Annotated in this window: 28 protein-coding genes; 6 read left to right on the plus strand and 22 right to left on the minus strand. The window is 47.8% G+C overall.

Going from position 1 to position 26,019, the window contains the following annotated elements:
• Nucleotides 1-20: 20 nt before the first annotated feature.
• The 8 genes from mmgD to ytaF form a co-directional block, all read right to left on the minus strand.
• Nucleotides 21-1,118 carry a citrate synthase gene (gene mmgD, locus GNE05_RS12665; protein WP_007612474.1) on the minus strand — a complete coding sequence of 366 codons (1,098 nt, stop codon included), beginning with the start codon at nt 1,116-1,118 and terminating at the stop codon, nt 21-23.
• Nucleotides 1,119-1,141: 23 nt separating this feature from the next.
• Nucleotides 1,142-2,275, minus strand: a complete 1,134-nt coding sequence (locus GNE05_RS12670) for an acyl-CoA dehydrogenase (RefSeq protein ID WP_160182866.1) — start codon at nt 2,273-2,275, stop codon at nt 1,142-1,144.
• 29 nt (nt 2,276-2,304) lie between these two features.
• The gene (locus GNE05_RS12675) at nt 2,305-3,156 is read right to left on the minus strand and encodes a 3-hydroxybutyryl-CoA dehydrogenase (RefSeq protein ID WP_160182867.1); all 852 of its coding nucleotides are present in this window, start codon (nt 3,154-3,156) and stop codon (nt 2,305-2,307) included.
• Between the two features lie 19 nt (nt 3,157-3,175).
• Nucleotides 3,176-4,357 (minus strand): acetyl-CoA C-acetyltransferase, encoded by a 1,182-nt coding sequence (locus tag GNE05_RS12680; RefSeq protein ID WP_160182868.1) that lies wholly within the window; start codon nt 4,355-4,357, stop codon nt 3,176-3,178.
• A gap of 141 nt (nt 4,358-4,498) precedes the next feature.
• Complete coding sequence (locus GNE05_RS12685; protein WP_021494297.1) at nt 4,499-5,236, minus strand: glycerophosphodiester phosphodiesterase; 738 nt, start codon at nt 5,234-5,236, stop codon at nt 4,499-4,501.
• Nucleotides 5,237-5,323: 87 nt separating this feature from the next.
• Nucleotides 5,324-5,950 carry an N-acetylmuramoyl-L-alanine amidase family protein gene (locus tag GNE05_RS12690; protein ID WP_017418119.1) on the minus strand — a complete coding sequence of 209 codons (627 nt, stop codon included), beginning with the start codon at nt 5,948-5,950 and terminating at the stop codon, nt 5,324-5,326.
• Between the two features lie 19 nt (nt 5,951-5,969).
• A complete protein-coding gene (locus GNE05_RS12695) occupies nt 5,970-6,287 on the minus strand; it encodes a hypothetical protein (RefSeq protein WP_014721488.1) in 318 nt (105 codons plus the stop codon).
• 308 nt (nt 6,288-6,595) lie between these two features.
• Nucleotides 6,596-7,219 carry a sporulation membrane protein YtaF gene (ytaF, locus tag GNE05_RS12700; protein WP_007408366.1) on the minus strand — a complete coding sequence of 208 codons (624 nt, stop codon included), beginning with the start codon at nt 7,217-7,219 and terminating at the stop codon, nt 6,596-6,598.
• 146 nt (nt 7,220-7,365) lie between these two features.
• On the opposite strand from ytaF, the gene GNE05_RS12705 reads away from it, so the two are divergent.
• The 6 genes from GNE05_RS12705 (at nt 7,366) to alr (ending at nt 11,677) form a co-directional block, all read left to right on the plus strand.
• A complete protein-coding gene (locus tag GNE05_RS12705) occupies nt 7,366-7,998 on the plus strand; it encodes a helix-turn-helix domain-containing protein (protein WP_014418348.1) in 633 nt (210 codons plus the stop codon).
• Between the two features lie 296 nt (nt 7,999-8,294).
• Nucleotides 8,295-8,432 (plus strand): hypothetical protein, encoded by a 138-nt coding sequence (locus tag GNE05_RS21030; RefSeq protein ID WP_014470646.1) that lies wholly within the window; start codon nt 8,295-8,297, stop codon nt 8,430-8,432.
• Between the two features lie 93 nt (nt 8,433-8,525).
• Nucleotides 8,526-9,644, plus strand: a complete 1,119-nt coding sequence (locus tag GNE05_RS12710) for an NADH-dependent flavin oxidoreductase (RefSeq protein ID WP_032863662.1) — start codon at nt 8,526-8,528, stop codon at nt 9,642-9,644.
• Nucleotides 9,645-9,770: 126 nt separating this feature from the next.
• Complete coding sequence (locus GNE05_RS12715) at nt 9,771-9,983, plus strand: spore germination protein (RefSeq protein WP_029973891.1); 213 nt, start codon at nt 9,771-9,773, stop codon at nt 9,981-9,983.
• Nucleotides 9,984-10,108: 125 nt separating this feature from the next.
• Complete coding sequence (locus tag GNE05_RS12720; RefSeq protein WP_014418351.1) at nt 10,109-10,321, plus strand: spore germination protein; 213 nt, start codon at nt 10,109-10,111, stop codon at nt 10,319-10,321.
• Nucleotides 10,322-10,495: 174 nt separating this feature from the next.
• Entirely contained in the window at nt 10,496-11,677 is a 1,182-nt protein-coding gene (gene alr, locus GNE05_RS12725; RefSeq protein ID WP_021494302.1) for an alanine racemase, read from the plus strand.
• 145 nt (nt 11,678-11,822) lie between these two features.
• Here alr and spo0A read toward each other — a convergent pair whose 3' ends face one another.
• From spo0A to accB, 14 genes are all read right to left on the minus strand, one after another.
• The gene (spo0A, locus tag GNE05_RS12730; RefSeq protein ID WP_061862382.1) at nt 11,823-12,623 is read right to left on the minus strand and encodes a sporulation transcription factor Spo0A; all 801 of its coding nucleotides are present in this window, start codon (nt 12,621-12,623) and stop codon (nt 11,823-11,825) included.
• Nucleotides 12,624-12,903: 280 nt separating this feature from the next.
• On the minus strand, nt 12,904-14,184 hold the full coding sequence (gene spoIVB, locus GNE05_RS12735; RefSeq protein WP_007408360.1) for a SpoIVB peptidase: 1,281 nt from the start codon (nt 14,182-14,184) through the stop codon (nt 12,904-12,906).
• Nucleotides 14,185-14,347: 163 nt separating this feature from the next.
• The gene (recN, locus tag GNE05_RS12740) at nt 14,348-16,078 is read right to left on the minus strand and encodes a DNA repair protein RecN (protein ID WP_007408359.1); all 1,731 of its coding nucleotides are present in this window, start codon (nt 16,076-16,078) and stop codon (nt 14,348-14,350) included.
• A 31-nt stretch (nt 16,079-16,109) separates the two neighbouring features.
• Nucleotides 16,110-16,559, minus strand: coding sequence for a transcriptional regulator AhrC/ArgR (gene ahrC, locus GNE05_RS12745; RefSeq protein ID WP_003153173.1), 450 nt, complete (start codon nt 16,557-16,559; stop codon nt 16,110-16,112).
• 96 nt (nt 16,560-16,655) lie between these two features.
• Complete coding sequence (locus GNE05_RS12750; RefSeq protein ID WP_014418353.1) at nt 16,656-17,501, minus strand: TlyA family RNA methyltransferase; 846 nt, start codon at nt 17,499-17,501, stop codon at nt 16,656-16,658.
• Nucleotides 17,498-19,399, minus strand: a complete 1,902-nt coding sequence (gene dxs, locus GNE05_RS12755; protein ID WP_014418354.1) for a 1-deoxy-D-xylulose-5-phosphate synthase — start codon at nt 19,397-19,399, stop codon at nt 17,498-17,500. Before dxs ends, GNE05_RS12750 begins: the two co-directional genes overlap by 4 nt.
• A 143-nt stretch (nt 19,400-19,542) precedes the next feature.
• Entirely contained in the window at nt 19,543-20,433 is an 891-nt protein-coding gene (locus GNE05_RS12760) for a polyprenyl synthetase family protein (protein ID WP_094296033.1), read from the minus strand.
• A complete protein-coding gene (locus GNE05_RS12765) occupies nt 20,423-20,677 on the minus strand; it encodes an exodeoxyribonuclease VII small subunit (RefSeq protein ID WP_007408352.1) in 255 nt (84 codons plus the stop codon). The genes GNE05_RS12760 and GNE05_RS12765 overlap by 11 nt, the downstream gene beginning before the upstream one ends.
• On the minus strand, nt 20,674-22,020 hold the full coding sequence (gene xseA / locus GNE05_RS12770) for an exodeoxyribonuclease VII large subunit (protein WP_003153166.1): 1,347 nt from the start codon (nt 22,018-22,020) through the stop codon (nt 20,674-20,676). The genes GNE05_RS12765 and xseA overlap by 4 nt, the downstream gene beginning before the upstream one ends.
• Before the next feature lie 123 nt (nt 22,021-22,143).
• The gene (folD, locus tag GNE05_RS12775; RefSeq protein ID WP_007408350.1) at nt 22,144-22,995 is read right to left on the minus strand and encodes a bifunctional methylenetetrahydrofolate dehydrogenase/methenyltetrahydrofolate cyclohydrolase FolD; all 852 of its coding nucleotides are present in this window, start codon (nt 22,993-22,995) and stop codon (nt 22,144-22,146) included.
• Between the two features lie 11 nt (nt 22,996-23,006).
• A complete protein-coding gene (gene nusB / locus GNE05_RS12780; protein ID WP_022552975.1) occupies nt 23,007-23,399 on the minus strand; it encodes a transcription antitermination factor NusB in 393 nt (130 codons plus the stop codon).
• Between the two features lie 264 nt (nt 23,400-23,663).
• The gene (locus tag GNE05_RS12785) at nt 23,664-24,071 is read right to left on the minus strand and encodes an Asp23/Gls24 family envelope stress response protein (RefSeq protein ID WP_003153156.1); all 408 of its coding nucleotides are present in this window, start codon (nt 24,069-24,071) and stop codon (nt 23,664-23,666) included.
• A gap of 21 nt (nt 24,072-24,092) precedes the next feature.
• Nucleotides 24,093-25,445: an acetyl-CoA carboxylase biotin carboxylase subunit gene (accC, locus tag GNE05_RS12790; protein WP_007408348.1), complete on the minus strand. Its 1,353-nt coding sequence runs from the start codon at nt 25,443-25,445 to the stop codon at nt 24,093-24,095.
• Nucleotides 25,446-25,459: 14 nt separating this feature from the next.
• A complete protein-coding gene (accB, locus tag GNE05_RS12795; protein ID WP_007612510.1) occupies nt 25,460-25,939 on the minus strand; it encodes an acetyl-CoA carboxylase biotin carboxyl carrier protein in 480 nt (159 codons plus the stop codon).
• Nucleotides 25,940-26,019 lie beyond the last annotated feature (80 nt).

The raw sequence follows: 26,019 nt of genomic DNA on the forward strand, positions 1-26,019 counted from the left end.
CATCTTCCTTTCTCATCTGTTTACAGGCGCGCTCCGGTATAGCGGACACGCGGGCGGAAAAGCCGGTTTCGGCTGTGCTGTTCAATGACGTGGGCGCACAGTCCGACCGTCCGTGCGCTGAAGAATATAGGCGTGTACAGCGGGATCGGGATGCCGAGCATGTAATAGACCGGCGCTGCGTAGTAATCTAAATTCGGATAAAGGCCTTTTTTCTCCCGCATGACGGTTTCGCCGGCTTCACACATATTATAAAGACGGAAATCACCTGAAAGATCAGACAGCTTTTTTAACGCTTCTTTCATCATGAGCGCCCTCGGGTCCATTTTTTTCATGTAGACACGGTGGCCGAAGCCCATGATTTTTTCTTTGTTTGCGAGTTTTTGAGTTAACAATTGTGTAAACCCGTCTGTATCCTTCGCTTCCTCAAGCATGTACATAACCGCTTCGTTCGCGCCGCCGTGAAGGTTTCCTTTAAGCGAGGCGACGGCTCCGGTCAGCGCGCCGTAAATATCCGATTGCGTCGAAGCAATGACACGGGCCGTAAACGTTGAGTTCGGCAATTCATGCTCACTGTATAAAAGAAGCGACCGGTCGAAGATTTCTTCTTCCAAAGATGACGGCGTTTTTCCGGTAATCATATATAAAAAGTTTGCGCTGTATGATAAGGTTCCGACCGGCGCCAAAGGCTCCAGCCCGTTGATGACTCGATAGCTGTTGACCGTCAGATTCGGCATTTTGCCTATCAGTCCGCGTACACGGTGCTGATTTACGGAAGATGAACGGTCATCGATGTCCTTGTCAAAGCCTCCAAGGGCGGACAAACCCGTCCTCAGTCCGTCCATCGGGTGAGTATGTTCGGGCAGCAGACGGCATATGTGCAAGATTTCCTCGGGAAGGTGTCCGCCGCGCCGAACGTCTTCTTCAAGCGCCGCCTTCTCTTTCGCATCAGGAAGTCTGTCTTCCAATAAGAGATGAACAATGTCCATATAGCCGGCCGTTTTAGAAAGCTCAATCAGATCGTGGCCTTTGATTAAAATACTGCCCTGCTGTGTATCCAGGAAAGAAATCCCCGTTTCCACCGCAATGACGCCATCTAAACCGGGAGAATAAGATTCCATGGTTTCGCTCCTTTGCGCACTTTTTATTGAAGAAGATACTTAGAAATAATCAGCCTTTGAATCTCATTGGTTCCTTCATAGATTTGCGTGACTTTCGCATCCCGAAATAAACGCTCCGCGGGATATTCTTTCATATAGCCGTAGCCGCCGTGAATCTGCACAGCCTCCACCGCCGCTTTCATCGCCGCATCGGACGCGAATTGCTTCGCCATAGATGCTTCTTTTCCGCACGGAAGCCCTCGCTGATACAGATCAGCAGCATGATAGACCAATAATTTGGCAGCTTCCGCATTCGTCGCCATGTCAGATAATTTAAATGAAACGGCCTGATTCGAAGCGATGGGTCTGCCGAACTGGCTGCGGGTTTTGGCGTACTCCACCGAGCAGCCGAGCGCCGCTTCGATAATCCCGAGCGCCTGAGCCGCTATGCCGATCCGTCCGACGTCAAGGTTTTTCATGGCGATTGAAAAGCCCTCGCCCTCTTCGCCGAGCCGGTTTTCAATCGGAATTTCCGCTTGGTCAAACTGCAATTCGACAGTATTGGAACCTAACAATCCGAGCTTTTTTTCTTTTTTTCCGACAGAAAAACCGGGTGTGTTTTTTTCAACGATAAACGCGGAAATTCCCTTTCTCCCTTTACCCGGATCGGTTATGGCGAATGTCAGATACAGATCTGCCGCTCCGCCGTTTGTAATAAAGATTTTTGAACCGTTCAGAATATATGAACCGCCTTTTCGCACGGCTCTTGTTTTCAGGCTTCCCGCATCAGATCCGGATTGAGGCTCAGTAAGCGCAAAAGCCCCAATATATTCGCCCGCTGCCAGCTTCGGAATATACGTTTGTTTTTGGACTTCTGTCCCAAAATGCAAAATCGGGATTGTCCCTACCGATGTGTGGACGGACAAAATGACGCCGACGGCCGCGCTGACTTTTGATATTTCATGAATCGCTAAAATGTAAGATGTTGTATCAGCACCCGCCCCGCCGTAAGCTTCCGGGACGGGAATGCCCATCAATCCCGCTTCGCCCATTTTTTTAATCAGCCGCTCCGGAAATTCATCTGTTGATTCCATGAGCTCAACCATCGGCGCGATTTCCTTTCGGGCAAAATCACGCACCATTTTTCTCATCATGATGTGCTCTTCTGTAAAATGCATGGCTGCCGTCTCCCCTCATGATCTTTACGTCATCTGCCGTACTCATAAAAACCGCGCCCGCTTTTTTTGCCGAGCCAGCCGGCGCTGACATATTTTCTGAGCAGAGGGCATGGGCGGTATTTCGGATCTCCGAGCCCCGCATACAGAACCTCCATAATGGAAAGGCACGTATCCAGACCGATGAAGTCAGCTAATGTTAAAGGACCCATCGGATGCCGCATGCCGAGCTTCATCACCTCATCAATCGCTTCCTTTGAAGCTGCTCCTTCGTAAAGGCAATAAACGGCTTCGTTAATCATCGGCATTAATATGCGATTAGATATAAAGCCCGGGAAGTCATTGACTTCGACAGGGGTTTTATTCATCCGGACGGCAAGCTTCTTTACTGTTTCCGCCGTTTCTTCCGATGTGGCGAGTCCTCTGATGACTTCGACAAGCTCCATGACAGGAACCGGATTCATAAAATGCATGCCGATTACTTTTTCAGGCCTTTTTGTGGCCGCGGCAAGCTCCGTAATGGGAAGAGAAGACGTATTGCTTGCCAATACGGCATGCGGAGGACAGATTTTATCTAGTGTGTCAAACAATTCTGCTTTTGCTTTTTTGTTTTCGGCAATGGCTTCAATTACAAAATCAGCATCTCCCGCTTCTCTGAGTTCTGCCGGGGAAATACGGCTGAAAACGGCATCTGTCTCCTGCCGTGACTTCCGTCCTTTTGCCTGCTCTTTCTCCAGGTTGGTCTTTATGCGGTGAAGACCTTTTGTTACCGTTTCCGGCTCCCAATCGTATAACTTGACGGCAAACCCGGCTTCTGCAGCCGTCTGAGCGATGCCTGCTCCCATCTGACCGGCACCTGCGACCATGATTGTTTTCATCTTCATCCGGCGCTCCCTCCTTTGATCAGTACACCTCCAGCAGGACGGCATCTCCTTGAGCCGCTCCGCTACATATAGCCGCTATGCCTAAACCTCCTCCGCGACGCTTTAATTCGTATATTAAACTCATGATGATTCTCGCTCCGCTTGCGCCGATCGGGTGGCCGAACGCAATCGCCCCTCCGTTTACATTCACTTTTTCCCGGCTGAACCCGGCTATTTTTTCACTCACGAGCACGACGGACGCAAATGCTTCATTTACTTCAAACAAATCAATATCGTCAACGGACAGTCCGGTTTTTTTCAAGAGCCGGCTGATGGCCTCTCCCGGCGCGCTTGCCAGCTCGGACGCTTCCAGTCCGACTGACGCAAAGCCAAGTATCGCTGCGAGCGGCCTGACATGCTGCTTTGCGGCTTTTTCCTCTGACATCAGCACAAATGCTCCGGCCCCGTCATTTACACCGGGAGCGTTTCCGGCTGTAACCGTTCCGTCGGCTGTAAAAATTGGCTTGAGCGCTGCAAGCTGCTCAAGGCTCGTATCAGGACGCAGCCCCTCATCCGCTTCAACAGTATGCTGTTTGCCCTTTTTGCCGGTCCAGGTGACGGGAACGATTTCTTCACGCAATTTGCCCGCTTCAGCCGCCCCTGCCGCACGTTTCTGGCTCAAAAGAGCGTAATGATCCTGTTCATCCCGGGAAATGCCGTACTTTTTGGCCGCAGTGCTTCCGTGGACAGCCATATGCACCTGGTCGAACGCACAGGTCAGCCCGTCATGAACCATTAAATCCTGAAACACCCCGTCCCCCATCCTCACACCCCAGCGGCCGGCCGGAATGGCGTACGGAATGTTGCTCATGCTTTCCATTCCGCCTGCAATCAGCACGTCCGCATCTTTCGCCCGGATCATTTGATCACAGATGGTAACGGCCCTGAGCCCTGATGCACAGACCTTATTAATGGTTTCAGCCGGAACGGACCATGGAAGCCCGGCATATCTTGCAGCCTGCCGTGCCGGAATCTGCCCGGCACCCGCCTGGACGACCATTCCCATCACCGCTCCTTCCGCTTCGCTTTCACTGATAGCGGCGCGCTTGATTGCTTCTTTTATGGCAATGCCGCCAAGCTCGGCTGCCTTTACCTCTTTTAATGCGCCGCCGAATTTTCCGAACGGCGTTCTTGCCGCACTGACGATAACCGTTTTTCCCACAATTTTGCCTCACTTTCAATAAGATAAAAGATAACGCTTACACAAAACGCCCTGTTACAATATATGAACCGGCTGACCGAGTTATGATTGCACCGCCTTTTTCCCGCCCATAAAAAAAAGAAGACTGTCTGAACAGTCTTCTCAGCTGCGGCATTCTTCTTTTATAGAAACAGCCAGTTTTGGATAATCGGTAAAAATCGCGTCTGCTCCCGCTTTCATCAGCTGCTTCATATCCTCAGGACGATTGACGGTGAACGGACGGAGCGCCGCTTGGTGTTTTGCAAGATGTTTGATCACTTCAGCGCTCACCGCCGGCGTACCGAGCTTCGGATGATAACCCGAAGCGGGAATGGCTGCAAGATACCGTTCAGGCCGGTACAGCACATCCATTGTCAGCACCGCCCGTTCAATTTCAGGCGCCAGGGCGTGGCAAACCGCGAGACTCTCATGATTAAATGAAGAAAAAATAACGCGCTTTTCCAGTCCGTAATATCTGACTTTTTTAATCACTTCTTCTTCCATTCCTTCGTAACGGAATACACTGTTTTTCAGCTCAATGTTTATCAGAAAATCAGTACGTTCCGCAAAACGCAGCACATCTGACAAAAGCGGAATTCTGACACCTTTAAAAGCATCTTTCCATTTTCCGGCGGCATCGGCGGTTCTGATTTTGTCATACGCCGTATCTTTCACAAATCCTTTCAAAGACGTCGTGCGGTCGAGGGTTTCATCGTGAATGACCACGATGCGGCCGTCTTTTGTCATCTGTACATCAAGTTCAATTCCGTCAGCCCCGTCCTCAATCGCTTTTTTGAACGCGGGCATCGTATTTTCCGGGCAGTCGCCCGACGCCCCCCGGTGGGCAAAAATATTTGTCATATGTGTCACCTCAGGTGTTTGTCATCGGTTTTCTCTATTATAATCGTTATGCACATAAGGAGGGCGCTATTTACACATATTTTATAATTACCGGCCGCTGTAATAGGTTTCGATTCCGTTTACAACGGCGTCCGCGGCGTGCTCTTGTCCGTTATCGCTTTTCAGCTTGTCCGCATCTTGAGGATTTGTGATAAAACCTAATTCAGCCAGCACACTCGGCATCTTTGAATATGTAATGACATAAAAAGGAGCTTCTTTTACGCCTCTGTCCTTCATCCCTAAAGACGTGACAAGCTGCTGCTGGATGTCGGAAGCAAGCCTTTCGCTGTCTGCGCCTTCATATGTCGAATTAAAATACGTTTCCGTGCCCGATGCCGTTGAGACGGCTGAATTCGTATGGAGGCTGACGAATAAATCGGATTGGCTGGCGCTTGCTTTCGCCACCCGCTCGTCCAAACGTAAAAAAGTATCGTCAGTCCTTGAAGCTACAGGTTTTGCGCCTTCTGTCTCCAATTTGGCGATCACCTTGTTTGACACCGCTAAATTGATGTTTTTCTCAAGCAGTCCATTTCCGCCGGCCCCGCTGTCTTCTCCGCCATGTCCGGCATCGATATAAATGGTTTTCCCTTGCAAAGGTTCAGCTGCATAAGCAGACGGCGCAAGCAGAAGCAGAGCGGCACCGAAGGCAGCAGCGCTTTTTGTCAGTAAACCCACGTTTTTTTCCTCCCCGTTTTCACATATCTGTTTCTTTTTTCAGTTCCTCAAGCCGTAATTGTCCGTTGCTCTCTTTTTTATAGGTGATTTGCACCGCCGTATGTTCAGGCAGAGACTGACATTCAAACCGCTTGGCGAAAGGCACCTTCACCTCTTGCCTTTCTCCGTCAATTTCGACCGCGATTGTATCGTTTCCGGCCGCTTTTATAAATGTTCCTTCCTGTGTAAATGACGGCGCCGCATCAGCCTCCGCGGTATACTCGCAGCCTGATAACAGCCATGCGGTGAAGATCAGAAGTATGACAGACTTCACACAGATCACCTCACGTTTTCTCATTCGGCTTTATCTTTGAACAGAATGGCCGATTTGTAAAGGGAGCCTTCATTCCTCCAGCGCTTTTCCATATTTGGAATGAAGGCTATCTGACCTGCTGTTTACCTGAACTTAGAAAGAAAACAAGCTGATCAGTCTATGAAAAAGGTTCTGTCTGAAGGCCGAATATGCAGAATTTAACGGAAACGGACGACTTTCTGTTCATTTTGAAAAAATATCAGATCGGCAAAAAAAGAGAGCCGCGTCATGCGCTCTCCCGAATAGAAACATTCATATTTATTTTGAGCTTTTCATAAAATGAACGGGACAACTTAAAAGAGCAGCGTATTGGCGGCAATGATGAGAATAATCACTCCGCTCAGCACCGTGCTGAACTGTCCGACGTGAAAAGAACCGATGCGCAATGATGCGGCTTTTTTTCCAAGCGAGCAGCCGATCCATATGGTCAAAAAGCTTCCGACCGCCGCAGTGATGGAAATGGCAGCGGGAGAAAGTCCGATCAACCCCGCGCTTAATCCGTTGGTCAGCGCATTTGCGGATACGGCCACCCCGAGAACCATGGATTCCAATATACCGATTTCTCCCGAACCGTCGGCATCCGCTGCCTCCGGATTTTGCAGCAGACCGGCAAAACGGCCTTTTTTTCCTGACGCGCCAACACGCGCTGTTTTTCTCGGCACAGCCAGCAGAATGATGCGGATACCGATGACAGATAAAATAAACGCCGCCAGCAATACAGGAAGAAAGCCCGGTAAAACGGCTGAAATCCATTTGCCGAAATAAATTCCGATATAACTGAATACAAAACAGATAAAAGCGATCATCATATTCGACGCATGCGATATTTTGATTTTTCTGATGCCGTATGACATCCCCACTCCTAAATTATCAATGCTCGAGGACACTGCCAAACCTAAAATCAATAACCAAGCCATGTTCGTTTCTCTCCATTCTTTGATGTCTTTTCAACATGTTGTGCCGTTGAATCTACACTATCCTATTCAGCCGCACAGAAAAGGTACCTTTTCTGCAAAAATTATTGATTAATGATCATCATTCCGGCGGAAACGAGGTGACACCCTTGACAGAAAATAAAAATAAGACACTGGGGCCCCTTTTAAAATCACTGCTTGATAAGCACTCGCTCTCCATGAGAAAACTCGGCGCCTTAACAAACATTGATACGGCCACCATCTCCCGGATTATAAACGGCAAGCAGAAGGCCAATTTAAAGCATCTTCAGGAATTTTCAAAACATCTCCGCACCCCGCTGGAGGAATTGCTTGAGGCGTCAGGCATAGACATCGGCCATGAAAAAGAAGCTGCGCCGCAAGACCCGATGCACGCGATTCAGGATATGCTGAATATGGCCGAGATGTTTGATCAGCCTTTTTCCCGGGAGCAAATTGAGCGCGAACTGACCAGATATGAACAATATGCCAAAACCCAGCAGGGCCATCGCCTGATTTGCGATGAGTTTCAAAAGAAAATGGACAATGAAGAAAGCGTCGGCCCTTTTATTGATCATTTGAAAAACATGCATCATCAGTATATGGATGAATCAACACCGGCTGAAGACCGCGCGATTCTCGGGAGCGCGCTGCTGTATTATATTTTAGCGACCGACGTCATTCCGGATTACATGTTTCCGATCGGCTACCTGGATGACGCCATCGCCGTTCAAATCGCTTTGAACCGGCTGAAAAAAAAGTAAAGGCGCTTAAAAAAGCGCCCTTTTTGTGTTGAAAAATATGAAACACCGCATTACGGTTTTGTCAAAACAGAGACAGCTGTCATATGATACATCAACCTAACAAAAAGGAGGGTGTCTTCTATGGACAGCAACACAGTTGTGGCAGTGTGCGCTCTGTTAAGTGTTGTGATTCAGATCGGAACGATATTCGCCGCAGGAAAGTGGAAAAAAGAATAAATAAAAACAAATTGACGGTTTTTTCGCACAAGCGTATGCTTATAAATAACCTTGTAAAAGATAAGAAAGAAGATATGCATATGAAAAAAATCATTCTCCTCTTCGCCGCCGCTGTCATATTCAGCTCGATCGGCCATCAAATTTCAGGAGGATATAAAGATCCTGAAAAGGAACGGAGAAAACCGTTTCATTCGTTTAAATGGTTCAGCCGGTCATAACCTCAGGAAGAAGAACAAGCAAAATAATTGCACACAATTAAAACATAAGCTAGAATACGGACGAGTTAAACTCCTAAGGAAGAAGGCGAAATGATGAAGCAAACTTATAAACCGCTGTTTGAACCTTTTACGTTCGAAAGCGGCGTCACCATACCAAACCGTATTTCAGTCGCACCCATGACACACTATTCATCAAATGATGACGGAACGATTTCCGACCGTGAATTAAGCTACATTACTCCCCGTTCAAAAGAAATGGGCATGGTCATTACGGCATGTGCAAACGTAACGCCGGACGGCAAAGCGTTTCCAGGCCAGCCCGGCATCTATGATGATTCTCACATTCCCGGCTTGAAAAAACTCGCTCAGGCGATCCAGTCTCAAGGAGCGAAAGCCGTTGTGCAGATTCACCACGGAGGATTGGAATGCCCTCCTGAACTCGTGCCAAACAACGACGTCGTCAGTCCGAGCGGCTCAGAAGAAGACGGGAGACAAACGTCCCGGGCTCTCACCGAACAAGAAATTGAGCACATCGTGAAAGCATTCGGCGAAGCGACACGCAGAGCGATTGAAGCCGGCTTTGACGGTGTTGAAATTCACGGGGCAAACGGGTACCTGATTCACCAATTTTATTCACCGAAAACAAACCGGCGCACAGACCGCTGGGGCGGAAGCGATGAAAAGCGCCTTGCGTTCCCGCTTGCAGTCGTTGACGCTGTCAAACAGGCAATTGATACACACGCTGAAAATCCATTCGTTCTCGGCTACCGCCTGTCACCGGAAGAGCCGGAAACACCGGGGCTTACAATGAAAGAAACATTCATGCTCGCCGACGCGCTTGCGGAAGAGAACTTGGATTATCTGCATATTTCACTGATGGATGTCAATTCCAAAGCCCGCCGCGGGGCGGATACTTCACGGACCCGGATGGATTTATTAAACGAACGCGTCGGCCATAAAGTGCCGCTGATGGCCGTCGGTTCCATCTATACCGCGGACGAAGCGCTTGCCGTATTAGAAAGCGGAATTCCGCTGGTGGCTCTGGGACGTGTCATTTTGATTAACCCCGAATGGGCGGTGCTGGTCAAAGAAGGCCGCGAACAGGAAATCGAAAAAGCCATTCAAGCATCTGAAATTGAGAAATACCGACTTCCTGAACCGTTATGGGAAATGATTCAGAATACAGGCGGCTGGGTGCCGTTTGAAAAGTAGACTAAAAAAACTGCCGGATGTCCGGCAGTTTTTTTGATTCACAAGTTTTTACCGCTTTGTTTACTCCTATTTCTAACACACAGCGTACATATAGTAAATAGATTAATAGAAAGGAGACCGTATATGATGGCTGGTTTTCCTATTACGATTAACAGTCTTTCCGGAAACGGGGTTGTCAATGTCGGCGGTGCGTTTTCGATAAGTCCTTTAACCGTATCAAAAACCGTCTACGGCTCAGGAGGGGGAAATACAGGGTTGGTCCTGCAAATGAATCAATCCAGTACATCTCAATCTTCAAGCTCTCAATACTCTGATCAAAATGTAACGAAAACACTATGACATCCCCATTTCCCTCCCTTTCCGGCTGGCAGCAGCCGGATTCTTTTTGCCGTTTTGTTTAATCTTCTTCCATATCACAGCGTACATATAGTTAGTAGACTGTGAGAGAAAGGAGAAAAAATAGAATGAGCGGTTGCCCGATTACGATAAACAACGTATCAGGAAACGGAGTTGTCAATGTTGGCGGCGCCATATCCATCAGTCCGCTGACTGCATCAAAAACCGTTTTCGGTGCCGGAGGGGGAAATATCGGCATTGTCATTCAAAACAATGCTGTGAGCCACACCAAAATGTTTGAACATCAATTTTCAGATCAGAATATTGTAAAGTCAATTTAAGGGCTGACAAGCAGCCCTTTCAGCATAAATAAAGCAGGCTCACTGATTTCCCGAAAGCTAGATTTTTAAACATCAGCGATCACCTTCCCTTGTTTTGAATGATTTCAGTTCAAGATGAATAGAATGCAGATTGAAAGCGAGTACTGAATCTCATTAAGGAAAGAAGGAATCGTGATGAAAAAACTTTGCCGGGAAGTTTGGATTGAAGTTGACCTTGATGCGATAAAAAAGAACGTACGGGCGATTCGCCGCCATATTCCGAATACGTCTAAAATTATGGCCGTCGTAAAAGCGAACGCTTATGGCCACGGGTCTGTGGAAGTAGCGCGGCAGGCACTGGAAAGCGGGGCGAGCGAGCTCGCTGTCGCCAGCGTCGAAGAGGGAATTGTGTTACGGAGAGCGGGAATTACGGCACCTATTCTTGTGCTCGGCTTCACAGCTCTCAGCTGTGTGAAAAAATCTGCCGTTTGGAACATAACATTATCAGCGTTTCAGGTCAGCTGGATCAAAAAAGCGAATCGGATATTGGAAAAAGAAGCAGATTCGAAACGGCTGTCCATTCATATCAATGTGGATACCGGAATGGGCAGGCTGGGTGTGCGTACGGAAGAAGAACTTTTAGCAGTGGTGAAAGCGCTCAAGTCGAGTACATACCTGTCATGGGATGGCATCTTTACACATTTTTCAACAGCGGATGAACCGGACACTGAGCTGACGATGCTGCAGCATGAAAAGTTTATCAGCTTTCTCCGCTTTTTAAAAAATCAGGACATTACGCTGCCTACCGTGCATATGTGCAATACAGCCGCCGCTATCGCATTCCCGGAATTCAGCGCCGACATGATCCGTTTAGGCATTGGGTTATATGGTTTATATCCGTCCGCCTCGATAAAGGAACTGAACCTCGTGGATCTCACACCCGCACTAAGTTTAAAGGCGCGTATCGCTTATGTGAAAGCCATGGTGACAGATCCCCGAACCGTCAGTTATGGCGCCACATATATCGCCGAACCGGGTGAAATCATCGCGACGATTCCGATCGGCTATGCTGACGGTTACTCCCGCGCCCTGTCCAACCGCGGGTTTATTCTGCACCGCGGCAGACGGGTGCCGGTGGCGGGGAGAGTGACAATGGATATGATCATGGTCAGTTTAGGTGAGAATGAGGGCAAACAAGGAGAAGAAGTCGTCATCTACGGTAAACAACAAGGAGCCGAGATTTCCGTTGATGAAATTGCCGAAATGCTCGGTACGATCAGCTACGAAGTCCTATCTGTGTTAAGCCGCCGCGTCCCCCGCTTTTATTTCAGAGACGGCAAAATCATTAAAATATCAGCCCCGGTATTATACGTGTAGACGGCATAAACCCCGCATTTATGTATAGAACAAGTACGGCGTGAGTGATTCCCATTGTTTTCGTCAGCAAAATTTCAAAACGCCTTCTCTTCCGCGTTCATGCACGGAATAGAAGGCGCGAAAAAGACATTTAGCCAAAAGCTTGTTACGAAGCTTTATGCTCCAATCTCAGCTTGTCAGCAACCATCGCGATGAATTCTGAATTGGTTGGTTTTGCTTTTGTCATGCTTACCGTATATCCGAACAGTGAAGAGATGGAATCAATATTTCCCCTGCTCCATGCGACTTCAATGGCGTGGCGGATGGCCCGTTCTACACGGCTTGCGGTCGTGTTGAATTTTTTGGCGATGTCGGGATAAAGGACTTTTGTGATGCTGCCGAGGAGTTCAATATCGTTATACACCATGGAAATGGCTTCACGCAAATAAAGATAGCCTTTGATATGGGCAGGCACACCGATCTCATGGATAATGCTTGTAATGCTGGCATCGAGATTTTTCCGCTTCGGCTCCGGCTGGCTGCGGATAATGCTGCTTTGCGCGGACGGCGCACGGTGTGTGACACTGCTGACATTTCCGCTTACCTGGCGGATATGGCCGACAAGGTTTTCCATATCAAACGGCTTCAGGATGAAATAGGACGCGCCTAAATCGACGGCTTTTTTCGTAACGTCTTCCTGACCGAATGCCGTCAGCATGATGACGTTCGGCTGCTTCTCGATCTCTGATTCCCGCAGACGCTCCAAAACCGCAAGTCCGTCCAGATGCGGCATGATAATGTCTAAAACGAGCACATCGGGATTCTTATCTTTAAACAAAGAAAGACATTCCTGTCCGTTATAAGCAACACCGATCACTTCCATATCATCCTGTCCCTCTATATATTCACTCAACAGGCTTACAAGCTCTCGATTATCATCAGCAACACAAACTTTAATTTTCTCCACGTTTCTTCCTCCCCCAATGTATTAACAGGACGCAACCCATTTGACTGCTACATGTTACATTCGACAAAACCACTACTTCCCCTTTTAAAAAATCCATATTTACCAATAATAGTGGTATATCTTTGTTTTTCTAGCATTTTCTAGGTTTTTCGACTAAAAATTAAGTTTGACAAATCAGGAAACGTGAATTTGTCGAAAAATCTTCATGTCTTATTTTACATGAATCCAGGAAAGAAGTGAAGAACGCATCACATAAAAAAACTGCCGGATCATCCGGCAGTCAGCTTGCTTTGTCTTTCCCGTAAACATCAACACCCGCTTCAGACAGCATCCATTCGATATGAACGCCGTAGCCGCTTGTCGGATCATTGACAAATACGTGGGTTACGGCTCCGACGACCTTTCCGTTCTGGATGATCGGGCTTCCGCTCATCCCCTGAACGATTCCGCCGGTTCTTTTCAGCAGTTTCGGATCTGTCACTTTCAACACCATTCCCTTTGTCGCCGGGAATTTTTGCGGCGTGGTGCTGACGATTTCAATATCAAATTTCTCTACTTTATCGTTTTCAATAACCGTCAGCATTTGCGCAGGTCCTTTTTTCACTTCATTTGACAAAGCAATCGGAAGCGCTTTGTCGGAAATGTTGTTTTTAATCGGCTGATGCAATGTCCCGAAAATGCCGAACGGGCTGTTGCGGTTAATATCGCCGATCGTTTTCCGTTCTGACGAAAACCTTGCCAGTTTTTCGCCGGGATTGCCGCCTTTTCCTTTTTCAATCGATGTTACAGTTGAACGGACGATTTCTCCGTCTTCTACAACAATCGGTTTTTTTGTATCCATATCAGAGATGACGTGGCCCAATGCGCCGTATTTTTTTGTTTTCGGTTCAAAAAATGTCATGGTGCCGATGCCGGCTGCCGAATCGCGGATATAAAGGCCGATTCGATATTTCCCCTCGGCTTCGTCCTTTGTCGGAATCAGCTTTGTTTTGATTTTTTGCTTATCGCGTTTCACCAATAAATCCAAAGATTCACCGGTTTTGCCCGCTTTTTGAATAAACGGGGCGATATCGCTCATTTTTTCAATTTTATGTCCGTTCATTTTAATAATGATGTCGCCAGATTCAATTCCCGCTTGTTCTCCCGGAGACTTTTTCCCATCCTTTGTCATCACCTGGTGAAAGCCGACGACCAAAACACCGACTGAATGCAGTTTTACACCGATGGACTGTCCGCCCGGAATGACCTTCAATTCTGGAAGGACACGCACTTTCGTTTTTTTAATGGGAAACCCGGCAAGATCATATACTACTTCTGACCGGCCTTGTGTTTGCCCTGTTATGTTTGCATGGCCGTGCTCTTCTTTCAGCGTAAAGGCTTCTGATAATTCGCCCTTTTCAGCGCTTATTGATGCATTGACCGGAACGGCTTGTGTCTGGTTTTCAAAGACGCTCATTTCTGACGGTATCAGTAAATATTCTTTAAACGGCTTAAAAAAGCCTACACTTAGTAAAGAAACAAGGAGAATTACACCTATTGCTTTCCTCATGTTATCGTGCATTCATTCCTTCACTCTCCTCGCTCCTATCCCACACCACTTTCTTTTTCTGCTACATCTATACTTTTGCCTTCCTGCGCTTGATTTATAACCGGCATACGAAGAAAAACATTGGATACACTGTTAGAGAAATGGAACAAAAAAATAAGCTGCCTGTATCAGCAGCTTATCCTGTCGTTTTTACCTGTCCGGCCTGTTTTAAAAGCTCTTGTGCATGCCGTTTTGTCAGATCGGTCACTTCAACGCCCGCAATCATGCGGCCGATTTCCGCTACCTTGTCCTGTTTGGAAAGCGGCGTGACATGCGTTGTCGTCCGGCCGTCTTTGAATTCTTTTGCGATCAGAAGGTGCGTATCCGCCATGGCGGCAACCTGCGGCAGATGTGTAATGCAGAGCACCTGTGAACCGGTCGATACTTTATGGATTTTTTCCGCGATGGCTTGGGCAACCCGCCCGCTTACACCGGTGTCCACTTCGTCAAAGATGATGGAGGTGACATCCTGCTGGGAAGAAAAAATACTCTTCATCGCCAGCATCACCCGTGAAAGCTCGCCTCCGGAAGCGACCTTTGACAGCGGTTTTAAAGGCTCACCGGTGTTTGTTGAAATTAAAAACTTCACAAGGTCAATCCCCTTTTGGGTAAGCTGCACGGGCTGCCCGTTGACAACCGGTGCTTCACTGGCTGACGGATCGGTTTTCACGAGAAATTCCGTATCAAACGTTGATTTGCCCATATACAGACTTTTTAATTCCTGATGAATCGCTTCCGCCAGTTTCTTAGCCCAAGCTTTTCTGATTTTTGATAAATTGGCGGCTTCTACGGCCACATCTTTGCCGACCGACTCCAATTCCTTCTTCAGCGCTTCAAGGTGGCTGTCGCGGTTCTCGATTTGATCGATTTCCTCTTCTATTTTGGAGCCGTATTCCAAAATGTCTTCTACCGTCGCTCCGTATTTGCGCTTCAGCTGTTTAATCTCGTTTAAACGGGTTTCAATAAAATTCAGCCGTTCCGGGTCATATTCCAGATCATCTAACAGATTGCGCATCTGAAAGGTGGCATCCTCCAGCAGATAATAGGAACTTGACACACTTTCAGACAGCTTTTGCAGCGGTTCATTAATATCCGAAATATCTTCAAGCTGGGCAGAGGCCATTCCGACCCAGTCAAGCCCCCCCTGCTCGCTGCGGAGCGCATTATAGGCGTTTTGCAATGATTCATAAATTTTTTCAAAGTTGGATATCTGCTTCCGCTCTTCCTGAAGAAGTTCGTCTTCATTCAATTCAAGCTTCGCCGACTCGATTTCTTCAAGCTGAAATTGAATCAGGTCTAACCGATGCGCCATTTCTTGCTCGCTTTCTGACAGCTTCTTCACTTTTTTGAGCAGCTTCATATAACGCTCATAGCCTTCATGGTAAGCCTGAAGCGCGGATTCGGCCTCAGCGCCCGCAAACCTGTCCAACAGCTCTAAGTGTTTATCGTCCTCCATTAACAGCTGGTTATCATGCTGTCCGTGAATATCTAATAAAAGTCTGCCGATTTCCCTCAAAGCCGCAATCGTCACTAATTTTCCGTTGACACGGCAGACGCTTTTTCCTCCGGCATTAATGTCCCTTCTCATGACAATCATGTCGTCAGATGCGTCTATTCCCTGCTCACGGCATACTTCAAAAACGGGATGACCGCTGTCCAATAGAAACAGTCCTTCAAGCTCGGCCTTTGTTTCACCGTAACGGACAAATTCAGACGAGCCGCGGCCGCCGACTAATAGGGAAACGGCGTCTATAATAATTGACTTGCCGGCCCCTGTTTCTCCCGTCAGGACGGTGAGCCCCCGTTCAAACGAAATCGTCAGTTCCTCTATAATGGCAAAGTTTTTTATTGATAGTTCAGCTAACAAACAGCATTCCACCTTTTATCTGATAATTACGCTACAGCAGCTCCAAAAGACGGCTTTGTACGCCTTCTGTATCTTCAGGCGTCCTGCAGATGATTAAAATTGTGTCATCTCCGCAGATCGTGCCCATGATTTCTTCCCATTCGAGATTATCCATCAGAGCGCCGATTGCCTGAGCATTCCCCGGCATCGTTTTTAATACGATCATATGGCTTGCTGAGTCAATTTTTACGAACGCATCCATTAATGAACGCTTCAGTTTTGACAGCGGATTGAACCGCTGATCCGCCGGCAGGCTGTATTTGTAGGAGCCGTTGTTCGTCGGCACCTTTACGAGATGCAGCTCTTTAATGTCTCTGGAGACAGTCGCCTGAGTTACCTTATATCCTTCTTCTCTCAGCATGTCAACTAAGTCATCCTGCGTTTCAATCTCATGGCTTGTAATAAGCTCTCTGATTTTTATATGCCTTTGGCCTTTTGTCATATAAGCACCTCTGTTTTCAAGCTGTTCTTGTCATTATGTTAACCGCTTCTTGATAAAAAGTACATGATGGCAGAAAAAAGGAATAATAGCCCCCTATTATTCCGGTACATCTGTCTTTTTGGCTTTTAATGTTTCATGTGCTTCGCGGACGGTACGGAGAATGTCTTCTTCCGGCAGTTCAGCGCCGTTTCCGTCTTCTCCGCCCCATTCCAAATGAAGCAGAAACTCAATATTGCCGTCTCCCCCTGTAATCGGTGAGAAGGACAGTCCTTTCACTGTATATCCTTCACAAGCGGCAAATTGATTCATGCGGCGGAGAACGTCAGTATGAACGCCTGGATCTCTGACAATGCCTTTTTTTCCGACGGATTCCCGTCCGGCTTCAAATTGCGGCTTCACCAGTGCGATACAATCGCTCCCCGGTACAAGCAGCGTTTTTAAAACCGGCAGAATGAGGCGGAGTGAGATGAAAGAAACATCGATTGTCGCAAATTCCGGCAAACCCTCTGTGAAATCGGAAGGCTCGGAATAGCGGAAATTCGTCCGTTCCATGACGACGACCCTCTCGTCCTGTCTGAGCTTCCAGGCAAGCTGATTATAGCCGACATCCACTGCGTAGGACCGCTCGGCTCCGTTTTGGAGGGCGCAATCCGTGAATCCCCCTGTAGACGAGCCGATGTCAATCATCGTTTTGCCTTTTACCGAGACAGGAAACACTTCCAGGGCTTTTTCAAGCTTTAATCCGCCTCTGCTGACGTATTTAAGAGGGTTTCCTTTTACCGTTAACGGAAGATCCCGGGCGATTTTTTCACCCGGTTTGTCCAATCGGTTTTCATTTGAGTATACGATGCCCGCCATAATGGCGCGTTTCGCTTTTTCCCGCGTTTCCGCAAGGCCTTTTTCTACAAGAAGTACATCTAATCGTTCTTTTTTTGCTGTCATGATCCAATTCCTTTATGTGTCTTCGGCGGCATCAGCAGTTTTATCCGGTTCATAACCTCAGCCTTCGTGAGACCGATTTCTTCAAGCAGGGCGGTTACGCTGCCGTGTTCAATAAACCGGTCTGGGATGCCCATTCTGTCAATCGGTGTATGATACATGCCGAGGTCATGAGCGAATTCAAGAATCGTGCTGCCGAATCCGCCTTCAAGCACGGCTTCTTCTATCGTTAAAATCGGCAGACCTTCATTAAGAATGGCCTTCATCATTTGTTTATCAATCGGTTTTATGAACCGCGCATTCACGACACGCACGGACAGGCCTTCTTTATGCAGTTCTTCAGCCGCTTCCAGCGCCATTTCAATGGTCGTACCGAATGTTAAAATGACCGCGTCTTTTCCGGGACGGAGCACTTCCCATGTTCCGATCGGAATGGTTTTCAGCTCTTTATCCATCTTTACGCCGAGCCCGTTTCCGCGCGGGAAGCGCATCGCAATCGGACCTTCCTCATAATTAAGGGCTGTATTGACCATATGGCGGCCTTCATTTTCATCCTTCGGCATCATTAAAACGAGGTTTGGTATATGCCGCAAAAAGGCGATGTCAAAGACGCCTTGATGTGTCTCCCCGTCAGCGCCGACCAAACCGGCGCGGTCAATGCCGATAAATACATTCGCGTTTTGACGGCAGATGTCATGGACGACCTGATCGTACGCCCGCTGCAAAAAGGTCGAATAAATCGCAAGAAACGGCTTCATGCCTTGGAGCGCCATTCCAGCCGCCATCGTCGCCGCATGCTGTTCTGCGATTCCGACATCAAACATGCGTTCAGGAAATTCTTTCGCAAACCCTTCCAGTTTAGAGCCGACCGGCATGGCCGGTGTAATCGCGACAATTCTGTCATCCTCACGCGCCAGCTCCTGCACGGTGCCGCTGACAAGTCCGCTCCATGAAGGCGCCGCGGCTTTCGGCTTGACGAAATCACCCGTATTGATTTTATACGGACCCGTTCCGTGCCATGTGCCGATTGTGTCGGTCTCAGCCGGTTTATAGCCTTTGCCCTTTTTCGTAATGACATGTAACAGGACAGGGCCTTTCGTTTTTTTGGCGTATTGCAGGTTTTCAAACAGTTCGTGGTAGGAATGACCGTCAACCGGGCCTAAATACGTAAAGCCCAGCTCTTCAAAAAACATGCCTGACACAAGCATATATTTCAAACTGTCTTTTATCCGTTCCGCTGTGGCGGCCAATTTTCCGCCGACGGCCGGGATGCGCTTAAATAAATATTCAAGCTCGTCTTTTACCCATTGATATTTGCCGGCAGTCCGAAGCCGTCCCAGCATAGAATGAATCGCCCCGACATTCGGCGCAATACTCATCTCATTATCATTCAGGATGACGATCATGTCTTTTTTCTCATCACCGATATGGTTCAGCGCTTCAAGCGCCATTCCTCCGGTTAAAGCGCCGTCTCCGATAATCGGGATGATATATTCCTTCGATCCTTTAATATCACGGGCGGCAGCCATTCCCATCGCGCCTGAGAGCGAGGTTGAGCTGTGGCCTGTTTCCCATATGTCATGTTCGCTTTCGCTGCGTTTCGGGAAACCGCAAAGCCCTTTATATTGGCGCAAGGTTTCAAACTCCTTACCGCGTCCGGTTAACAGTTTATGAACATAGGACTGATGTCCGACATCCCATAAAAATTTATCTTTCGGACTGTCAAATTCTTTGTGAAGCGCAATTGTCAGCTCGACAACCCCGAGGTTCGGCCCGATATGGCCGCCAGAGGCAGACAGCGATGTGATGAGGAAATTGCGGATCTCCTCACTCAGCTCTTCCAGCTCTTCAATTGACATCTTTTTAAGAAATGACGGGTCCTGTATTGATAAAAGATCCAAAGCGGATCAACTCACTTTCAGCATGAATTTCTGCAAATTAAACAGTGTCTTTTTGAAAAAAGAAAAAGACTCCCTTTGTATTTTCATCGAAACTGCTTACATTTTACCATAGGAGCGGCAGCCCCTTCAAATCAGGACCGTTTTTAATGATCTCTCGCCGCGATTAAATCACAGAGGTCATGCAGCAATTCTTTCTGAAGGGAAAGGCCGCTGATGATCTGTTTCGCCTCGCTGATATGATACGCAAGCTTTTCTTTCGCGCCTTCAAGCGTTAAAAGCGACGGATACGTTGATTTTTCGTTCGAGGTGTCTGAGCCGACCGGTTTGCCGATCCTCTCCTCATGCCCTTCAATATCAAGGATGTCGTCTCTGATTTGAAATCCGATGCCGATATGGCTGCTGAACAAACGGAGCTTTTCGACTTCATCCTCCGGCGCATCTGCCAAAATGGCGCCCGCCGTCACGGAAAAACCGAGGAGCTTGGCCGTTTTCCGCTCGTGGATGGATTCCAGCTCCTCAAGCGTTACCTGCTTTTGTTCCGCTTCCATGTCGGCAGCCTGCCCGCCGACCATTCCTTCCGTTCCCGCTGCGCTGATCAGCTCATCGACGAGACGGAGCCGTTTTTCTGCTGAAACCGCCTCAGACACGTGGGATGTGATCAATTTAAAGCTTTCTGTCAGAAGCCCGTCTCCGGCCAATACGGCTGCCGCTTCTCCGAAGACTTTATGGTTTGTGGGCTTTCCCCGGCGCAGATCATCATCGTCCATGCAAGGCAGATCATCATGTATTAAAGAATACGTATGAATCATTTCGACAGCGCATCCGACCGGAATCCCATCTTTTTCATCTTTTCCGTAAGCATTCAGAACGGCTAAGACGACGAGGGGGCGCAGCCTCTTTCCGCCCGCTTCCAAAGAATACAGCATAGATTTTTTGAGGGTTTCCGGCATCGCAAGCCGTTCTGTATACAAAGAAAGCTGCTGTTCAATCAGTTGTTTGCGCGATGCTAAAAATGCGTCCAGTTTATTTGTCACCTTCGTCTTCCTCCTGAACGCTGAAAGGTGCAAGTTCTCCGTTATCTTTTAAAATAAAGTCCATTTGCTTTTCGACATGCTGAAGCTTTTCATGGCACATTTTTGAAAGGGCCATCCCTTCCTGAAAATAATTAATCGCCTGCTCCAGCGGCACGTCTCCTTCTTCAAGCTTTGCCACAATGCCTTCAAGGCCTTTCATCGCCTCTTCAAATGTCAGCTCTTCACTTTTTTTGGTTTCTGTCATTTTCGTTCGCCTCTCTTTTGCAATACTTCACACGTCAGAACGCCGTCTGTCATCTTTACTTCAAGCGTATCATTTTGTTCCACTTGATCAACGCTTTTGATCAGCTCTTTGTCTTTATAGGCCAGACTGTATCCTCTCTCCATCACCTGAAGGGGACTTAATGCATTCAGTTTACCAAGAACCGTCTGAAACTGCGAATGAAGCTGCTTCAGCTGGACATTCATGCTTCGGGCGAGCTGATTTGAGCGCTCCTCGTACCGTTTTTTCGCCTGTTTCAGCTGGGTTTCAGGGTGGAGCGCCGTTAATCTGTACGTATTCCGCTCCAGCTGCCTTTGTTTCCTGTCCGTAAGCCCTGTGAGCTGTGATTGGAACTGCTGATACAAAAGGTCAAACTGCTGTTCCTTTTGGGTATACAATCGTTTCGGAAAACGGAACGCGTAGGATGACTGGAGCGATTGAACCCGTTCTTTTTTCTTGCTGATATGCTGCTGCATCGCTCTTGTCAGGCGGACTTCCGCCGTTTTTGTCCGTTCCATTAAGTCCGTCGTGTGGGGGACGGCGATTTCTGCCGCTCCTGTCGGCGTTGCCGCCCGGATATCCGCGACGAAATCACTGATTGTAAAATCTGTTTCATGTCCGACGGCTGATATAATCGGAATGGCGGAAGCAAAAATCGCCCGGGCCACGATTTCTTCGTTAAATGCCCACAATTCTTCGATCGAACCCCCTCCCCTTCCGACGATCAGGACGTCACACATTTTTTGTGCATTGGCTTCTTCAATGCGCTTCACAATCGATCTGCTGGCATTTTCACCTTGAACGAGCGCGGGAAGCACAATGACTTTCACAAGGGGGTATCTTCTTTTGAGTGTGGTAATGACGTCTCTGACGGCTGCTCCCGTCGGTGACGTGACGACCCCGATCGTAGCCGGAAAAGCGGGGATGGCCTGCTTATGCCGGTCATCAAACAACCCTTCGCCGGCAAGTTTTTTCTTTAATTCTTCATATGCTAAGTAGAGCGCCCCCACACCGTCCGGCTGCATTTCTTTCGCGTACAGCTGATAGCTTCCGCTCGGTTCATAGACGGAGATACCGCCTCTTACGATGACCTTCATTCCGTCTTCGGGCTTAAACGCAAGCCTCGAACTTTGCCTCTGAAACATGACGGCCTGCATGCGGGCATGCTCATCTTTTAATGTAAAATAAATGTGGCCTCTCGTATGAATTTTAACATTGGAGAGCTCACCCTTAATCCAAATGTCTTCAAGATGAGGGTCCACATCGAATTTTCGTTTAATGTATTTGGTCAGCGCGGAAACCGTGACATATGCCGCTTCACTCACATCCTGCACTCCTTTCATAAAGGCTTTTTGCCCTAAACTAAGAAAACCCGCTCTGGCTGAAAGGAGCCTTAAGAAGCGGGTATCGTGCTCATTGTCACACTTTTTGTGACTGTCTCCGGTTATCTATGATAACGTACGTCTGGCAGATTTAACAGTATTATGCGCAAGCATTGTGATGGTCATCGGACCTACTCCGCCCGGCACCGGCGTAATGAAAGATGCTTTTTCTTTCGCTTCATCAAACTGAACGTCTCCGCAGAGTTTTCCGCTTTCGAGACGGTTGACGCCGACATCAATGACAATGGCGCCCTCTTTGATTTGATCGGCTTTGATGAAATTCGCTTTACCGACCGCTACCACAAGAATATCTGCTTTTTTCGTATGCTCAGACATATTTTTCGTGCGGGAATGGCAATATGTGACGGTCGCGTTTTCGTTCAGCAGCAGCTGGCCGACCGGTTTTCCGACAATATTGCTTCGTCCGACTACAACAACTTCTTTGCCGGAAAGATCTACGTTCGTCTTTTTCAATAACTCGACAATTCCGTGCGGCGTGCATGGAAGAAATGTATCTTCGCCAAGCAGCATTTTCCCGACGTTGAGAGGGTGGAAACCGTCAACATCCTTATCAGGGGAGATCCGCTCGATTACGGCTTTTTCAGAAATATGATCCGGGAGCGGCAGCTGGACGAGAATGCCGTGGAATTCCGGATTTTGATTATACTGATCAATCACTGTTAAAAGCTCCGCCTCGGTTAAGCTTGAGTCAAAGCGGTCAAGCTTAAATTTCATTCCCATTGTTTCAGCGGCTTTTTTCTTGCCTGTCACATATGAAACAGAAGCGGGATCGTCTCCGATTAAAATGACCGCCAAGCCAGGCACTACGCCTTGTGCTTTCAGCTCTTCTACTTCTTTTGCCAATTGTTCGCGTTTTTCTTTAGCCGTTTCTTTTCCGTCGATGATTGTTGCAGTCATTTTCTTTCCTCCTATGATTCGATATCAGTTTTAATGTTAGAAAGAACCCCGTTTACGAATTTTGCAGCTTTATCGTCGCCGAACCGTTTTGCCAGCTCGATTGCTTCGTTTAATGACACGTTAGCAGGAATGTCGTCAGAATAAACCATTTCATACACCGCCAGACGCAGGATCGCGCGGTCTACGTTTGCAATCCGGTCAAGCTTCCAATTGACGAGATGGCCGGAAATCATTTCATCAAGCTGAACCTTATGTTCGATCACTCCGTACACCAGCTGTTCAAAGAAGGCATCTGTTTTTTCACCATCGAGCGCGTGCTCAATGGCATCGTTCGGTGCAATATCGCTGACATCAATCTGAAAAAGTGCCTGCAAAGCTTTTTCTCTAGCTGTTCTTCTTTTCATTTTCTTTCTCCTTCAGATCCGCTTTATCCGCTTGTCGTTAAGCTTAAAGAGATCATAACATATTTTTTTCTCAATCGCATGTCGAAATTTAGGTTTTTCCACCCTAATGCCGAATATTTTCACAAACCGTATTAATTTCATTCGGATTTCACAGCATGAAGAAACTCGGCTGCCGTTTGTAAGCCGGCTTTCTTCATGCCTGAAATGACGGGAAACGTATAAAAAACCAAAGGGCTGCCCATCCCCTTGGTTTTTATACGCTCATTACATTTCTTCGTCGATTTCGACTTCTTGGGCTTTCGTGTCAAATTGAATGCCGACGATATGAATATTGATTTCATTAATGGTCAGAGACGTCATGTTTAATAAGGTTTGGCGGATATTCTCCTGAACGCTTGCCGCCACTTTCGGGATCGAGATCCCGAATTGAACGACGCAATAGACGTCGATGGTAATCCCGTCATCGGCTAAATCGACCTTTACGCCTTTGCCGTGATTGATTTTGCCGAAGCGTTCTACGACGCCCGTGGCGAAATTGCCGCGCATTTCAGCAACTCCTTCAACTTCGGAAGCGGCGATGCCGGCAATGACTTCAATGACCTCAGGAGCAATTTCAACCTTGCCTAAATGAGCCTCATCATGATCCATTTTAAGCACACTGTTGTCTTCCATTCAATTCACCTCCCGCAAAAATTATGAGCCCATTACATCATATGTTTCTAAAAACTTTGTATTAAACTCTCCGCTGACAAATGTTTCGTGTTCAAGCAGTTTCAAATGGAACGGAATCGTCGTTTCAATACCTTCAATCACGAATTCGCTCAGCGCGCGTTTCATCCGTGCGACTGCCTCATCACGCGTTGTTCCGTATGTGATGACTTTAGCAATCATACTGTCATAGTACGGCGGGATCGAATAGCCGGGATATGCGGCTGAATCCACGCGCACACCGAGTCCGCCCGGCGGCAGGTACATGTTAATTTTACCGGGTGAAGGCATGAAGTTTTTCGCAGGATTTTCAGCGTTGATGCGGCATTCAATCGCCCAGCCGTTAAATTCAACGTCTTCCTGTCTGAGCGAGAGCTCCTGTCCGGATGCCACTTTGATCTGTTCTTTGATCAGATCCGTTCCCGTCACCATTTCTGTGACAGGGTGCTCTACTTGAATACGCGTGTTCATTTCCATGAAGTAGTAGCGCTGTTCTCTGTAGTCATAAATGAATTCTACTGTACCGGCTCCCGTGTAACCGACGGCCTTCGCTGCTTTTACCGCTGCTTCGCCCATCTGCTCCCTGATTTCAGAATCAAGCGCAGGTGACGGTGACTCTTCAAGAAGTTTTTGCAGACGTCTTTGGATAGAACAGTCACGCTCTCCGAGATGGATCGTGTTTCCGTAATTATCCGCAAGCACCTGAATTTCAACATGGCGGAAATCTTCTATGTACTTCTCGATGTACACACCCGGATTTCCGAATGCCGTAGCGGCTTCCTGCTGGGTAATTTCAATGCCTTTGATCAGTTCTTCTTCTGTGCGTGCGACCCGGATGCCTTTTCCGCCTCCGCCCGCAGTGGCTTTTATAATGACAGGATACCCAATTTCACCTGCAAGCGAAACCGCTTCTTCCGTATTTTTTATGATTCCTTTTGAACCGGGCACAATCGGCACGCCCGCCAGCTGCATCGTGTCGCGCGCGATATCTTTTGTTCCCATTTTTGAAATGGCGTCAGCCGTAGGGCCGACAAACGTTACGTTTAATTCCTCGCACAGCTCGGCAAAGTCGGCGTTTTCAGCTAAAAACCCGTATCCCGGATGAATCGCATCCGTGCCGGTCAGTTTTGCGACGCTGACGATGTTCGTTACATTTAAATAGCTTTCTTTTGATGTTTTCGGCCCGATACAAAAAGCCTCATCGGCCATTTGGACATGCAGGGCGTCTTTATCTGCCTCAGAATAAACGGCTACAGTTTCAATGCCCAGCTCTTTGCAGGCCCGGATGATTCTGACGGCGATTTCTCCTCGGTTGGCGATCAATAGCTTTTTAATCATAATAGCAGGTCTCCTTACTCAGCTTTTACAAGAAATAGAGGTTGTCCGTATTCGACCAGCTGGCCGTTTTCAACTAACACTTCAACGATTTCTCCTTTTACTTCGGCTTCAATCTCGTTAAAGAGTTTCATTGCTTCTACGATACAAACAACTGTATTTTCGCTCACTTTTGATCCTTGGTTTACGTAAGGGCCGGCTTCCGGCGATGAAGAAGCATAAAACGTTCCGACCATCGGAGACGTAATCTTGTGCAGGTTTTCGTCTTGTTTCGGCGCTTCCTGAGCAGGAGCGGCTTCACGCGCTTCCGGTTTTGCAGCCTGCGGAGCAGGTGCGTAAGCCGCGGGAACGGCTTGGGCTTGTCCCGTTACATTCACTGCCGGCGCTTCATTTTTTTTCAGTTTGAGGCTTACGCCTTCAATTTCGTAAACAAATTCGTCGATGGAAGATTCATCGATTCTTTTTATCAGTTCATGAATTTCGTTGATTTTTAACATCAGTTTCCACTCCTATGTATAAAAAATAGAAATTTATGGGTTGCTACTAAAAGTACATACTATGTTTATCTTACAGGAGC

Origin of the sequence: Bacillus sp. AM1(2019) (assembly GCF_009906915.1) — a bacterium.
Lineage (GTDB): Bacteria > Bacillota > Bacilli > Bacillales > Bacillaceae > Bacillus > Bacillus velezensis.